General features: G+C 31.9%; 12 protein-coding genes. 7 read left to right on the top strand and 5 right to left on the bottom strand.

Annotation, left to right across the window (positions count from 1 at the left end; genetic code table 11):
* Positions 1 to 62 precede the first annotated feature (62 nt).
* From AC2D8I_RS13395 to AC2D8I_RS13380, 4 genes are all read left to right on the top strand, one after another.
* On the top strand, positions 63 to 2,438 hold the full coding sequence (locus AC2D8I_RS13395; RefSeq protein WP_484706529.1) for a TonB-dependent receptor: 2,376 nt from the start codon (positions 63 to 65) through the stop codon (positions 2,436 to 2,438).
* 1 nt (position 2,439) lies between these two features.
* Positions 2,440 to 3,255 carry a DUF4249 domain-containing protein gene (locus tag AC2D8I_RS13390; protein WP_484706528.1) on the top strand — a complete coding sequence of 272 codons (816 nt, stop codon included), beginning with the start codon at positions 2,440 to 2,442 and terminating at the stop codon, positions 3,253 to 3,255.
* A 99-nt stretch (positions 3,256 to 3,354) separates the two neighbouring features.
* The gene (gene murQ, locus AC2D8I_RS13385) at positions 3,355 to 4,185 is read left to right on the top strand and encodes an N-acetylmuramic acid 6-phosphate etherase (protein WP_484706527.1); all 831 of its coding nucleotides are present in this window, start codon (positions 3,355 to 3,357) and stop codon (positions 4,183 to 4,185) included.
* On the top strand, positions 4,163 to 4,396 hold the full coding sequence (locus tag AC2D8I_RS13380) for a DUF6095 family protein (protein WP_484706526.1): 234 nt from the start codon (positions 4,163 to 4,165) through the stop codon (positions 4,394 to 4,396). The genes murQ and AC2D8I_RS13380 overlap by 23 nt, the downstream gene beginning before the upstream one ends.
* A gap of 626 nt (positions 4,397 to 5,022) precedes the next feature.
* Here AC2D8I_RS13380 and rplS read toward each other — a convergent pair.
* The 3 genes from rplS to AC2D8I_RS13365 all read right to left on the bottom strand — a co-directional run bounded on the left by rplS (position 5,023) and on the right by AC2D8I_RS13365 (position 6,911).
* A complete protein-coding gene (gene rplS, locus AC2D8I_RS13375) occupies positions 5,023 to 5,376 on the bottom strand; it encodes a 50S ribosomal protein L19 (protein WP_484706525.1) in 354 nt (117 codons plus the stop codon).
* Between the two features lie 150 nt (positions 5,377 to 5,526).
* Positions 5,527 to 6,204, bottom strand: coding sequence for a tRNA (guanosine(37)-N1)-methyltransferase TrmD (gene trmD, locus AC2D8I_RS13370; RefSeq protein ID WP_484706524.1), 678 nt, complete (start codon positions 6,202 to 6,204; stop codon positions 5,527 to 5,529).
* Between the two features lie 140 nt (positions 6,205 to 6,344).
* Complete coding sequence (locus AC2D8I_RS13365; RefSeq protein WP_484706523.1) at positions 6,345 to 6,911, bottom strand: hypothetical protein; 567 nt, start codon at positions 6,909 to 6,911, stop codon at positions 6,345 to 6,347.
* Positions 6,912 to 7,131: 220 nt separating this feature from the next.
* Between AC2D8I_RS13365 and AC2D8I_RS13360 the strand changes: the two genes are divergently transcribed.
* The 3 genes from AC2D8I_RS13360 to AC2D8I_RS13350 all read left to right on the top strand — a co-directional run bounded on the left by AC2D8I_RS13360 (position 7,132) and on the right by AC2D8I_RS13350 (position 10,360).
* On the top strand, positions 7,132 to 8,763 hold the full coding sequence (locus AC2D8I_RS13360; protein ID WP_484706522.1) for an ABC-F family ATP-binding cassette domain-containing protein: 1,632 nt from the start codon (positions 7,132 to 7,134) through the stop codon (positions 8,761 to 8,763).
* A gap of 248 nt (positions 8,764 to 9,011) precedes the next feature.
* Positions 9,012 to 9,653, top strand: a complete 642-nt coding sequence (locus AC2D8I_RS13355; RefSeq protein WP_484706521.1) for a class I SAM-dependent methyltransferase — start codon at positions 9,012 to 9,014, stop codon at positions 9,651 to 9,653.
* A gap of 2 nt (positions 9,654 to 9,655) precedes the next feature.
* A complete protein-coding gene (locus tag AC2D8I_RS13350) occupies positions 9,656 to 10,360 on the top strand; it encodes a DUF2490 domain-containing protein (RefSeq protein WP_484706520.1) in 705 nt (234 codons plus the stop codon).
* Between the two features lie 75 nt (positions 10,361 to 10,435).
* On the opposite strand, the gene AC2D8I_RS13345 is transcribed toward AC2D8I_RS13350, so the two are convergent.
* Together AC2D8I_RS13345 and AC2D8I_RS13340 are read right to left on the bottom strand one after the other, a co-directional pair.
* Positions 10,436 to 12,919 carry a heavy metal translocating P-type ATPase gene (locus AC2D8I_RS13345; protein ID WP_484706519.1) on the bottom strand — a complete coding sequence of 828 codons (2,484 nt, stop codon included), beginning with the start codon at positions 12,917 to 12,919 and terminating at the stop codon, positions 10,436 to 10,438.
* A gap of 91 nt (positions 12,920 to 13,010) precedes the next feature.
* Positions 13,011 to 13,385 carry a heavy-metal-associated domain-containing protein gene (locus tag AC2D8I_RS13340; protein ID WP_484706518.1) on the bottom strand — a complete coding sequence of 125 codons (375 nt, stop codon included), beginning with the start codon at positions 13,383 to 13,385 and terminating at the stop codon, positions 13,011 to 13,013.
* Positions 13,386 to 13,402: the final 17 nt, after the last annotated feature.

The raw sequence follows: 13,402 nt of genomic DNA, 5'->3' as shown, positions 1-13,402 counted from the left end.
TTATAATATAAAACTCGAGCGGATAAAACCCATCAACCATTACAAAGACTAAATATTCATAAATGAATACAACTAAAATCCTACTATGCCTCTTTTTATGTTGTAATAGTATCTTTTGCTTTGCCCAAGAGTCATTTACCCTTAGCGGAACTATTATTGAGGAAAAAAGCAATGAAACGCTTATAGGAGTAAACATATTAATACCCGAACTAAAGACAGGAACCATAACAAATGAATATGGCTTTTATTCCATTACCTTACCAAAAGGGACTTATAAAGTAATTATTAGTTATTTAGGTTACACAAATAAAAAGGAAACAATTACACTAAATGAAAATATAAAAAAAGATTTTAGTTTACTAGAATCTACAGAAAGTTTAGATGAGATAGTAATAACAGAGAATATTGAAAAGTTGAATATTAAAAAACCACAAATGAGTGTTAATGCCTTAGCATCTTCTACTATTAAACAAATACCTGTCGTTTTAGGAGAAGCAGATGTTATTAAGGCCATTACACTGTTACCAGGGGTTACAAATGCAGGAGAAGGGGCTTCAGGTTTTAATGTTCGTGGAGGCGCTGCCGATCAAAATTTAATATTGTTGGATGAGGCTACTGTTTATAATTCTTCTCATCTTTTTGGTTTCTTTTCTGTATTTAATCCAGATGCTATAAAAGATTTGAAACTATATAAAGGCGGCATACCAGCACGCTATGGCGGACGTGTATCATCGGTTTTAGATATTTATCAAAAAGAAGGAAATAGCAAAACATTTCATATGAATGGCGGAATTGGTATTGTGGCTAGTAGATTGTTGGCAGAAGGGCCTATTAAAAAAGATAAAGGAGCTTTCTTACTTGGAGGGAGAAGCTCTTACGCTCATTTGTTTTTACCTTTATTTGAGGTTGATAATAAAGCTTATTTTTACGATTTAAACACTAAGTTGAGTTATAAGATAAATACCAATAATAATATTTACCTATCGGGGTATTTTGGAAGAGACGTCTTTAGCTTGTCTGATAGTTTTGAAAATACCTACGGCAATACTATTGTTAATTTTAGATGGAATCATTTGTTTTCAGATAAACTATTCTCAAACGTATCTTTGATCTATTCAGATTATTATTATGGCCTAAATCTAGATTTTGTAGGGTTTGATTGGAATTCAGGAATTAAAAACTTTAATGTCAAATACGACTTGAAACATTATTTAAGTAATGCCTTAAAAATGGAGTATGGCCTAAATAGTATTCACTACACTTTTAATCCTGGAGAGATTGAACCTTCTACACCAACTTCTGGAATTAATGCTCAAAAACTTATAAATAAATATGCTTTTGAGAATGCATTATATTTAGATTTTGAGCATAAAATATCTAGACGCTTATCATTATCTTATGGATTAAGAGCTAGTTCTTTTTTGCGTTTAGGGCAAGAGCAATTAAATACTTATGAAAATGATCAAGCTGTAGTGTTTAATAGTGCGCTTCAAATTTATGAGAAAGCAACACCAATAGGTACAGAATCTTTTAATAGAAGCGATGTTATAGAATCGTTTTTTAATATAGAACCACGTTTTTCAGCAGCTTATCAACTAAGTGATCATACTTCTGTAAAAGGAAGCTACAATAGAATGAGCCAATATTTACATTTACTGTCTAATACAAGTTCTCCAACGCCGTTAGATATTTGGACGCCTAGCGGGAAATATGTAAAACCACAACTTTTAGATCAATTTGCGGTGGGGTATTTTAATAATTTTAAAGAAAATGTTTATTCATTAGAAGTTGAAGCTTTTTATAAAACTATAAAAAATAGAATTGATTATATTGATGGAGCCGATTTAATAGCCAATGATGCCATTGAGCAAGTTATTTTAAACGGAAGCGCTAGAGCGTATGGTTTTGAGATGCTTTTTAGAAAAAATGAAGGACGCTTAAAAGGATGGCTTTCCTATACATTGTCTAAATCGGAACAGCAAACTAAGGGGATTGGACCTAATGAAATAGGAATAAATAATGGCGATTGGTATAATACAGCTTATGATAAAACACATGATATATCCATTACAGGTAATTATGAATTTAATAAAAAATGGAAATTTAATGCCAATTTCCTATTTCAAACAGGGCAACCAACAACCTATCCTAATGGTCAATATATTTTTAATGGAATAAGTATTCCCAATTATAGCGATAGGAATTCTACACGCTTACCATCATATAATCGTTTAGATATTTCAATGACCTATACTCCAATTCAAGGTCGAAATAGTTCTTGGCAAAGCCATTGGGATTTTGGGATTTACAATATATATAATCGCGAAAATGCCGCTTCCATAACATTTTCCCAAAATACAACAACAGGGGTTAATGAAGCAACACGGTTATCTATTTTTGGAGCTGTGCCCGCAGTAACTTATAATTTTAAATTCTAGAATGATGAAAAAAATAATATATCTAGTACTGTTTTTTATTTCAATAGTTTCATGTGAGGAAGTCATAGAGGTTGAGGTTCCATTTGCTACACCTCGCTTAGTAATAGATGCTTCTATAAATTGGTTAGATGGTACAGCAGGAAATGAACAAAAGATTATATTGACACTAACCGCGCCTTATTTTGATACAGAAGTGCCAGTAGTAAATAACGCCACAGTTTCAATAGCTAATAGTAATGGTAATATTTTTAATTTTGAGGAAGAAGGGAATACAGGAATATATAAAACCAATAGCTTTATTCCAGAAATAAATGAAACTTACACCCTTACTATAAACTATGAAGGCGAAACCTATGTGGCTACAGAAACGCTTACTGCTACAGTGCCCATAGATTATATAGAACAAAAGAATGATGGAGGGTTTGCTGGCGAAGATATTGAGATTAAAGCTTTTTATACAGATCCTGAGGGGATAGAGAATTATTACTTTTTCGAAGTATTAAACGCTTCATTATTGATCCCAGAATTTGAAGTTTATAAAGATGAATTTACAGATGGAAATCAAATATTTGCCTTTTATTCAAATGAAGATATAAAAAGTGGTGATGAGTTAATTATAAGTAATTATGGTATCTCAGAGCAATTTTATGAGTTTATGTTTATTTTATTACAGCAAACACAAACCGATGGAGGGCCTTTTCAAACACAGCCAGCTACAGTTCGCGGAAACTGTATAAATATAACAGATTCTAATAATTATCCACTAGGTTACTTTAGGCTTTCACAAGCTTATGAGTTTGCTTATATAGTACAATAATTATTTTAGATTACAGCACAGCTTTTAAGTTCTTTAGCTGTGAATAACGAGATATAGTTATGAGTATTAATGCACAGTAAAAAAGCGTATTTTTGAGCTATGAATTTTATAAAAACTACAGAAAAAGACTCTAAATACAATCATTTAGAAAAAATGAGTGTTAATGAGTTGCTTAGCAATATAAACAAAGAAGATCAAACAGTTCCGTTAGCGGTAAAAAAAGCGTTACCCGAGATTGAGCGTTTAATTTCACAAATTGTAACGAAATTAAAAAGCGGTGGCCGATTATTTTATATAGGAGCAGGGACTAGTGGCCGATTGGGCATTGTAGATGCCTCAGAATGTCCACCTACATTTGGAGTACCTTTTGAATTAGTGGTAGGATTAATAGCAGGAGGCGACACAGCTATAAGGAAAGCTGTTGAATTTGCAGAAGATTCTAAGACCCAAGGCTGGCTAGATTTAAAAGCATTTAACATATCAACAAAAGATGTTGTTATTGGAATAGCAGCGTCGGGAACAACACCTTATGTTATAAATGCTTTAGAACAATGTAACTCAAATAATATTATAACAGGAAGTATTTCCTGTAATGCAAATAGTCCCTTGTCTCAAACAGCTCAATTTCCAATAGAAATTATTGTTGGCCCAGAATTTATTACAGGAAGCTCTAGGATGAAAGCAGGTACAGCACAAAAGTTGGTGTTAAATATGATAAGTACGGCAACAATGATTCAATTGGGGAAAGTAAAAGGGAATAAAATGATAGATATGCAATTGAGTAACCATAAACTTGTAGATCGAGGTATAAAAATGCTTATGTCTGAATTAACAATTAATAGGGAAGAGGCAGAAAAGCTTCTAAAGGAAAATACTAATGTACGAACAGCAATAAAGAACTATAATAATGGAAACAGAAAGAACAAATAAAGAGGTTTTATTTAAAGGGTTAAAAAAAATGGGAATTGCCCTTCTATTAATGTTTCTGGGCCCTACATTATTATATATAGCCTTTAGTAATCAAGAAAAAATATTGTATATACCACTTTTAATTGCGGCTATTGCTATTTGTGCTACAGCAGTCTATTTTGCATTTAAAGGTATAAATACTATTATGGATAGTATGTTTAAAAAAAATTAAACGAACGATTTAATTATTAAAATAAAAGCCATAACACGATAGATTTAACTAGGGTTGTTATGGCTTTCTTTGAAATAACATCAACTGACCTATTTAGCTTTCACTAACTCGATCCTAAATATAAATTTAGCATCTTTTCAATTCAAAAGGTGTTAAATCAATGATGCATTTAAGTTACTTTCAAAATGTATTGAAATGTACTTAATTTACATCAAATAATTGTTTTAGATGTATTGCTATTTATAATAGCTTCTTCAAAAGCATTGTGCTTAATATTATAACTTTTATTAAGGTATAATTTAAAGCTTTCAGACCACTTGTTTTGAAATTGTTAGCACTTACCGTACTTTACTATACTATTTAAAACATTGTTCTTTATCAAAACAAGTATTAAAAAACATCAAAAAACAATTTTAATGATAAGTTGTTTAATTGAGAATTTAATCAAATATTAAAGACTTCACTTATAACGGATGACTAAAGTATAATCTTTTTTAGTGAATAGCAAATTATTTAACATTTTATATGTGAATAATTAAATTCTTGTGAGTTAATACTGAGTATTTTTAATAAAAAAAGCCTGTTTTATTAAAAACAGGCTTTTTTTATTATTTAAGAAGATTAAATTATTTTCTTCTAACTTCTTTAATTCTAGCTTTCTTACCAGTAAGACCTCTAAAGTAAAAGATTCTCGCTCTACGAACTTTACCTCTTTTATTAACTTCAATTTTCTTTAACGCTGGTAAATTTACTGGGAAAATACGTTCTACACCAATAGTTCCAGACATTTTTCTAATTGTAAATGTTTCAGAAGTTCCACTTCCTCTTCTTTGAATGACAACACCTCTAAAGAACTGTGTACGTGATTTTTCACCTTCGCGAATTTCATAGTATACAGTAATTGTATCTCCTGCTGAAAATTCAGGAAGTTCATTTTTGGTTACAAATTCGTCTTGTACAAATTTTACTAAAGATTCCATCTTTATATTTTTTTAAATTAATTCAGAGTAACATTCACGTATCTCGCCAGAGGTTAGCCCGAAATTGGCTGCAAAAGTAAGTATTAATTGTTAATTTACAATGAATCAGCTTACTTTTTTTAGGTTGTATGATGTAGGTTTTTATTAATATTAGTCTTTTAATAAATCTGGACGTCGCTCTTTAGTACGTTGGTAAGCTTGCTCTTCTCTCCATTTTTCTATTTTTGGGAAGTTGCCACTAAATAACAGTTCTGGAACTTTTAAACCTTTATACTCTCGAGGTCTGGTGTAAATAGGAGGCGCTAATAAATTATCTTGGAAAGAGTCGGTTAGGGCAGAAGTCTCGTTGCCGAGTACACCCGGTATCAACCTAATAATGGCATCACATAAAACGGCAGCTCCAAGTTCTCCTCCAGATAACACATAATCTCCGATCGAAATTTCTTTAGTAACAAATAAATCGCGTACACGTTGGTCTACTCCTTTATAATGTCCGCAAAGAATGATAATATTTTTTTGTAAGGACATATAATTTGCAGTACCTTGATTTAGCGTTTCTCCATCTGGAGTCATATAAATAACTTCATCATAATTACGTTCTGCTTTTAAAGTAGAAATACACTTGTCTATCGGTTCAATTAACATAACCATGCCAGCGCCGCCACCATATTGGTAGTCATCTATAGTTTTATAGTTGTCCGTAGTATAATCTCTTAAGTTATGAAAGTGAACTTCGACTAATTTGGCATCTATGGCGCGTTTTAATATTGAAGCTTCAAATGGGCTTTTCAATAATTCTGGTAAAACTGTAATGATGTCAATTCTCATAAGGCTTTATTATAATGTGCAAAGATAATTGAAATCTTTGGAAGGCGATTTATAACTTTAAGAAAGTATTCGGTGAGAGTTTAATAAATGCAATGGTTTAAAAGCGTGAATTATGCGTGTTTTTTAGAGCTTAATATAAACTAGTATTCCATTTTTAGAGTTTTTAAATTGTTGCTTTCTTCAGGTGCTGCTTTTTTAGCAAAAGTGTCAATAAATGCTTTGTAAAACTCTATAAACGGCTCTATAACTTGAGTCCAGTCATCAAATTGTAAGTGGTACTTGGTAATTAATTCGTATCCATCAGCATTATATCTTCCATAAATACTTGGTTCGAAAGCTGTTTTTTGTGCAATAGTATTGAGTTGTTTTACAGCATCATTTTTTTTAAAAAATAGTTTTAAATTAGAGTTTGTGCTTGTAATTATAAAGCGGTCTTTACGTCTAGAAAATGAAGTAGAGGCATGCGTTCTTGTTTCAAGGTTGAAATTTAATGATTTTCTATGGACATAAAAATTACAAGTTATTTTAGCGACTAAAGAAGTTCCTGTTTGATTTATAATAGCGATTTCATAATCTTTATGATTTATATTTAAAGCATAGACAACCTTAGGACTTTTTATACCTCCACCAATAGAGGTTTCATTATCTAGATAAGAAAGATTTCCGTTTGTTTTTTCGCTAATACGTTTAAATTCAGTTTTAATCATTTACAATAAATTTGGGTATACCGTATGGGTATGTCTTTTTAAATTTGTGTTACATAAGTCATCAATTTTTAAGCCAAAGATTTAGTAATTGAAATCTTTTTTTCAAAAAAAACAGACGTTATATTTTATTATGGATTATTAGATACGTAATAATGATGCATAATGGCTTTTCTCTTTCTGTCTTTTTCTTAGTTTTGCAATCTTAAAAACTAAGAATAGTATGATTACAGTAGATGGTTTAGCAGTAGAATTTAGTGGTACCACGTTGTTTAGCGATGTTAATTTTGTGATTAACCCTAATGATAAAATTGCTTTAATGGGGAAAAATGGAGCAGGAAAATCAACGATGATGAAAATTGTAGCTGGTGTGCAAAAACCTACTCGAGGAAAAGTAAGTTGTCCAAAGGATACCGTAATTGCATATTTACCACAGCATTTATTGACGGAAGATAATTGTACTGTTTTTGATGAAGCTTCTAAAGCGTTTAGTCATATCTTTAAAATGCGTGATGAGATGGAGGCTTTAAATAAAACCTTAGAAATTAGAACAGATTATGAGAGTGCCGAATACATGTCTATTATCGAAAAAGTATCTGAACTGGGAGAACTTTTTTATGCATTAGAAGATGTAAATTATAATGCAGAAGTTGAAAAGGCATTAAAAGGTTTGGGATTTAAGCAAACCGATTTTACTAGGTTAACGAGTGAATTTAGTGGCGGTTGGCGTATGCGAATTGAACTGGCAAAAATTTTATTGCAAAAGCCAGATTTAATTTTACTAGATGAGCCTACCAACCATATTGATATAGAATCTGTAATTTGGTTGGAAGATTTTTTGGTTAATAAAGCAAATGCCGTTATGGTAATTTCTCATGACCGTGCATTTATAGATAATATTACCAATAGAACAGTAGAAGTAACTATGGGGAGAATTTACGATTATAAAGCAAACTATTCTCATTATTTACAATTACGGGAAGAACGCCGATTACATCAAATAAAAGCGTATCAAGAACAGCAAAAGTTTATTGCCGATAATAGAGCCTTTATTGAGCGGTTTAAGGGAACTTATTCTAAAACCAATCAGGTAGCTTCTAGAGAGCGTATGTTAGAAAAATTACAAATAATAGAAATAGACGAAGTTGATAATTCGGCTTTAAAATTACGGTTTCCATCGGCACAACGCTCTGGAGATTCCCCAGTATCTGTAGAAGGCTTAACTAAAAAATATGACGATCATATAGTGTTTAAAGATGCTAATATGTCTATCGCTAGAGGGGAGAAAGTATCCTTTGTAGGACGAAATGGAGAAGGAAAATCTACAATGTTAAAGTCTATTTTAGGAGAAATTGATTTTGAAGGTAAATGTAGCTTGGGGCATAATGTACATGTCGGGTATTTTGCTCAAAATCAAGCCGCTTTATTAGATCCAGATTTAACGATTTTTCAAACAGTAGATGAGGTGGCTAAAGGGGATATACGTACTCAGATAAAAAATATATTAGGCCGTTTTATGTTTAAAGGAGACGATATAGATAAGAAGGTAGGGGTGTTATCTGGAGGCGAAAAAACCAGATTAGCTATGGTGAAATTATTATTAGAACCTGTTAATCTACTTATTTTAGATGAGCCTACAAATCATTTAGATTTAAAATCTAAAGATGTGTTAAAAGACGCTTTATTAGATTTTGACGGGACTTTAATTTTGGTATCTCATGATCGAGATTTTTTACAAGGCTTATCACAGAAAGTTTTTGAATTCAAAAATCAACGTGTAATTGAACATTTTGAAACTATAGATGCCTTTTTGGAACGTAACCGTATTAAGAGTATTAAGGAAATGGATTTGTAGAGTAAATCGCTTCCAAAATTATAAGAATACTTTTTGTGGATTTTAGAATTCAAGACCTATTTTTTACTAAATAGGTCTTAAACCTTTATCGTAATAATACTAGTATTTGACTAGCTTTCTTAATAAAAAAACAGTCAAAGTATTATTTTCAATAAAATTTAATATAAGTACTAGATAACTTCAATTTTGTGCTATTAAAGACACGATGTCACTGCCTAGTTTTGTAATATCAAAACAAAACAATAATTATGAAGAAAGCGACAGCGTTAAAATACAAGCAATTTTGGAATGAAAGATATCAGAAATCGAATTTTGCCTATGGTAAAACACCCAATCTTTTTTTTAAAGAAGAACTACAAAAACTAGCAGTAGGTTCAATATTAATGCCTGCGGAAGGAGAAGGTCGTAATAGTGTATATGCTGCAAAATTGGGTTGGAATGTTACGGCAACAGATTTAAGTATTGAAGGTAAAAATAAAGCCGAGAAATTAGCAAAAGCAAACGGTGTTTCCTTAAAATATGTTGTAGGCGATTTACAAGATTTAGAATTCCCTGAAGCTTCATTTGACGCTATTGCTTTAATTTATGCTCATTTTTCAGCTTGGAAAATTTCAGCTATTCACAGAAAATTAATCGAGCTTCTTAAACCAGGCGGGTTAATAATATTTGAAGCCTTTAGTAAAAAGCAAATCGATTTTCAAAAAATAAACCCAAAAGCAGGTGGCCCCAAAGATTTGGATATGTTATTTTCTTTAGTACAAATTCAAAAGGATTTCCCTGATTTTGAAGTCCAGATGCTAGAAGAAGTAAAAGTGGTTTTAAATGAAGGAGAATATCATAATGGTGCCGGAAGTGTAATTCGATTTGTAGGAAGGAAGCGTGCATTATAAAAATGAAGAAAACATTAGTTACATTGCTTTTTGCGTTTATGATTTTAAATGTAAATGGACAAAAAGTAGACCAGTTTAATTCTTGGTGGTATTATTCTGGAAAATACAAATTAACAGAGAAAATGAGTATAGTAACACTCTATTCTTGGAGTAGGCATAACTTCATTAAGGATTGGCAACAATCCAAATTACGAACAGGAATTAGCTATGAATATTTAAAAAATGTAAGTTTTGGTGTAGGGTATGAATGGATTGTACTTTTCCCCTATGGTGCGTATCCTGTTAAAGAAAAAAGAACTGAGCATCGAATTTATGAACAGGTAATATTAAAAAATAAAATCCAAAATGTTTTGGTTAATTATGGCGTTTTATTAGAGCAGCGCATTAGAAAGGATATAACACGACACCGATTGCGCGTTATATTAGGGATAAAGCTACCCATAATACGTTCAGAAAAAGGGAAAACAAAACTGGGAATGTCATTTTATAATCAACTATTTCTAGATATAGATAAATATGCTAATCACAATCATTTTAAACAAAATAGAGTTTATAGCGGATTTGATATGCCTATAAATACTAGTTTTACTTTGAGCTTAGGGTATATGAATCAGCATCTTTTTTTTAATAAAAACAGAATAGAAAATAACCATACACTCATGATTGGACTATTACATCGTTTAGATTTTATAAAAAAGACGCATTAATCATAGTCATGAATTACCTTTAAAGAGGTATAAATAAGTCGTAAAAGAATACATTAACTTTATTACAAAAGGCAATTATAGCTTTATGTTTTTTAATCTTAAAGCATTCATAATAACAGAGACAGAGCTAAAACTCATGGCAAGGGCAGCTATCATAGGAGAAAGTAAAACACCAAAAAAAGGGTATAATAAACCAGCAGCGACGGGGACTCCAAGTGCATTATAAATAAATGCAAAGAATAAATTTTGTTTAATGTTTTTCATCACTTTGTCACTTAGTGTTTTCGCTTTTATAATACCTAATAAATCTCCTTTTATTAAAGTTACCTCGCTACTTTCTATAGCAACATCGGTTCCTGTACCCATTGCAATGCCAATATTGGCTTGGGCTAATGCAGGAGCATCATTAATACCATCACCAGCCATAGCAACGATTTTTCCTTTAGCTTGTAAATTTTTAATTATGCTTAATTTGTCTTCGGGTAAGCACTCTGCTTGAAAATGAGTGAGATTTAAAGCCTTTGCAATATTTTTGGCTGTTCTTTTATTATCGCCTGTTAACATTATAACCTCAAGACCTTGCGATTGTAATATTTTAATCGCTTGCTTGCTGGTTTTTTTTATAGCATCTGTAATAGCTACAAAGCCTTTAACTTTGCCATCTACAGCAATATAAGAGACTGTTTTTCCTTCGTTTTGTTCTTTAATTACAGCTTTGTTAAGTTCATTTGAAAGGGAGGCATTTACTTGTGTCATTAGCTCTTTATTGCCAAGAACAATTTTTTTATTAGCTACAGTACCCATAACGCCTTTGCCTATTAGAACTTCAAAATTTGTAGAAGCTAATGGGCTAACATTTTTTCTTCTACCATAGGAGACTATAGCTTCGGCTATAGGGTGTTCACTATACTGGTTAAGCGTTGTAATGTATTCAATCAATTTGGAATCAAAGGTCCCTAAAGTATTTACTACTTTATCAACCGATGGTTTTCCTTCTGTAATTGTTCCTGTTTTATCAATGATTAAAACATCTATTTTGTTAAGAAGTTCTAGTGCTTCAGCATGTTTTACTAAAATACCGTTTTGAGCACCTTTACCAACACCAACCATTACAGACATGGGAGTTGCTAAACCTAATGCACAAGGACAGGCAATAATTAAAACGGCAATAGCATTTACAAAAGCAAAAACCATAGCAGGTTCTGGACCTAAGTATCTCCAAGTGATGAAAGTAAGAATGGCAACCACCAATATTGTTGGAACAAAAAATTTAGCAATTTTATCTGCGACTTTTTGTATAGGTGCTCTAGAGCGACTGGCTGTATTTACCATTTGTATAATCTGTGAAAGCAAGGTCTCTGAACCTACTTTTTCTGCTTTCATTATAAAAGATTTTGTACCATTAATAGTACCTGAAATCACCGTATCATTTATTGTCTTATTTACAGGAATGGGTTCGCCTGTTATCATACTTTCATCTAAATGACTCAGCCCTTCAGTTATTTTCCCGTCTACAGGGACTTTTTCTCCTGGTTTTACACGTAATAAATCCCCTTTTTTTATATCGTTAATTGCGATCGTTTTATCACCTTCAGTATGTACTAATGTAGCTTTAGATGGCGCTAGTTTTAAGAGTTCCTTAATGGCTCCGCTAGTTTGATTATGTGCTCTTGCTTCTAATAATTGTCCTAATAAGACTAACGTTAAGATAACTGTTGTGGCTTCAAAATAAACAAAAACAGTGCCTGCGTCTGTTTTAAATTGTTCAGGGAAAACACTCGGAAATAATAGGGCTACAACACTAAATAACCATGCAACGCCTGTTCCAATGCCTATTAAAGTGAACATATTTAAGTTCCATGAGATGAGGGATTTCCAGGCGCGTTCAAAAAACATCCAACAGGTATAAAATACTACAGGAATCGATAGCGCTAATTGTACCCAATTCCATAGTATAGGCGATGCTATTTTGGGTAAGGGATTGTTAGGAATTAAATCGGACATCGCCATAATAAAAATGGGAATTGTAAATAATATCGCAATTTTCATTTTTTTTAGGAGCTTTAAATAACTCGTGTCTTTTTTATTTTGAGTAGGGACTACTGGTATTAAATCCATCCCACATATGCCACAAGAGCCTAGCTCATCCTTAATAATTTCAGGGTGCATAGGACATGTGTATTGCGTGTTTTCTGAGGCTAATTTTAATTCTTCAACTAAATCCATCCCGCATATAGGGCAAGACCCTGCTTTATTATAGGTTTTATGACCCTCACAGTGCATCGGGCAATAAAAGACTCCTGTCCCGTTGTTATTGTGTTTTACAGGGGTGTTTTTAGGTGGGACGTGTGCCCCAATATTATGGATACTATAAGTCTCACCATCCTTTTTTAAGGCTTTTTGAAAATGATCTAATGGAATGTTTGATTCCATTTCAATAATAGCATTATCTAAATTAATAGTAACCTTAGAAACCCCTTTAACTTCAGAGAGTATTTTTTTAACATGGTTTCTACAACCGTTGCATGTCATGCCGTGTATGTGATAAGTCGTTTCCATAGGGCTATTTTTTTTGACTATACTTAAAAACCAATTTAGGATAAGTCCATTTTTTTATAAATAAAGATAAATTAAGCTTTAGATCTAAGTTTTAAAGCTTGTTTGTTTTTTTTTCACTCGATTGATTCATGACCATCTCGGGATCATATTGACAACATCCTGGTAAACTATTGTATGATTTAACATCCGATTTTTCCAAATCTGTATCGTAACCAGAGTTAGCAATAGCTTTATGGATGGTTTTTAAATCGGCTTTTGTTGCATCAAAGGTAATATCTATTTTCTTTTTATTAATGTTCCAAGTTGCACTTGCGACACCTGTAACGCTTTTAGCAGCTCTTTCAATGTTTACTTTACATAACCCGCAATTACCACGAACTCCAAAAGATTCTGTTGTTTTAGATTGCCCAAAACTAGCTGTTATGGTAAAAAGGACAATGGCGATACTTAAAATTATGTTTTTCATTTTTTTTAAATTTAATG

Source organism: Lacinutrix sp. YIN62 (genome assembly GCF_057219185.1).
The sequence above is the reverse complement of the archived record's forward strand: the minus strand, read 5'-3'. Positions and strand labels throughout refer to the sequence as shown.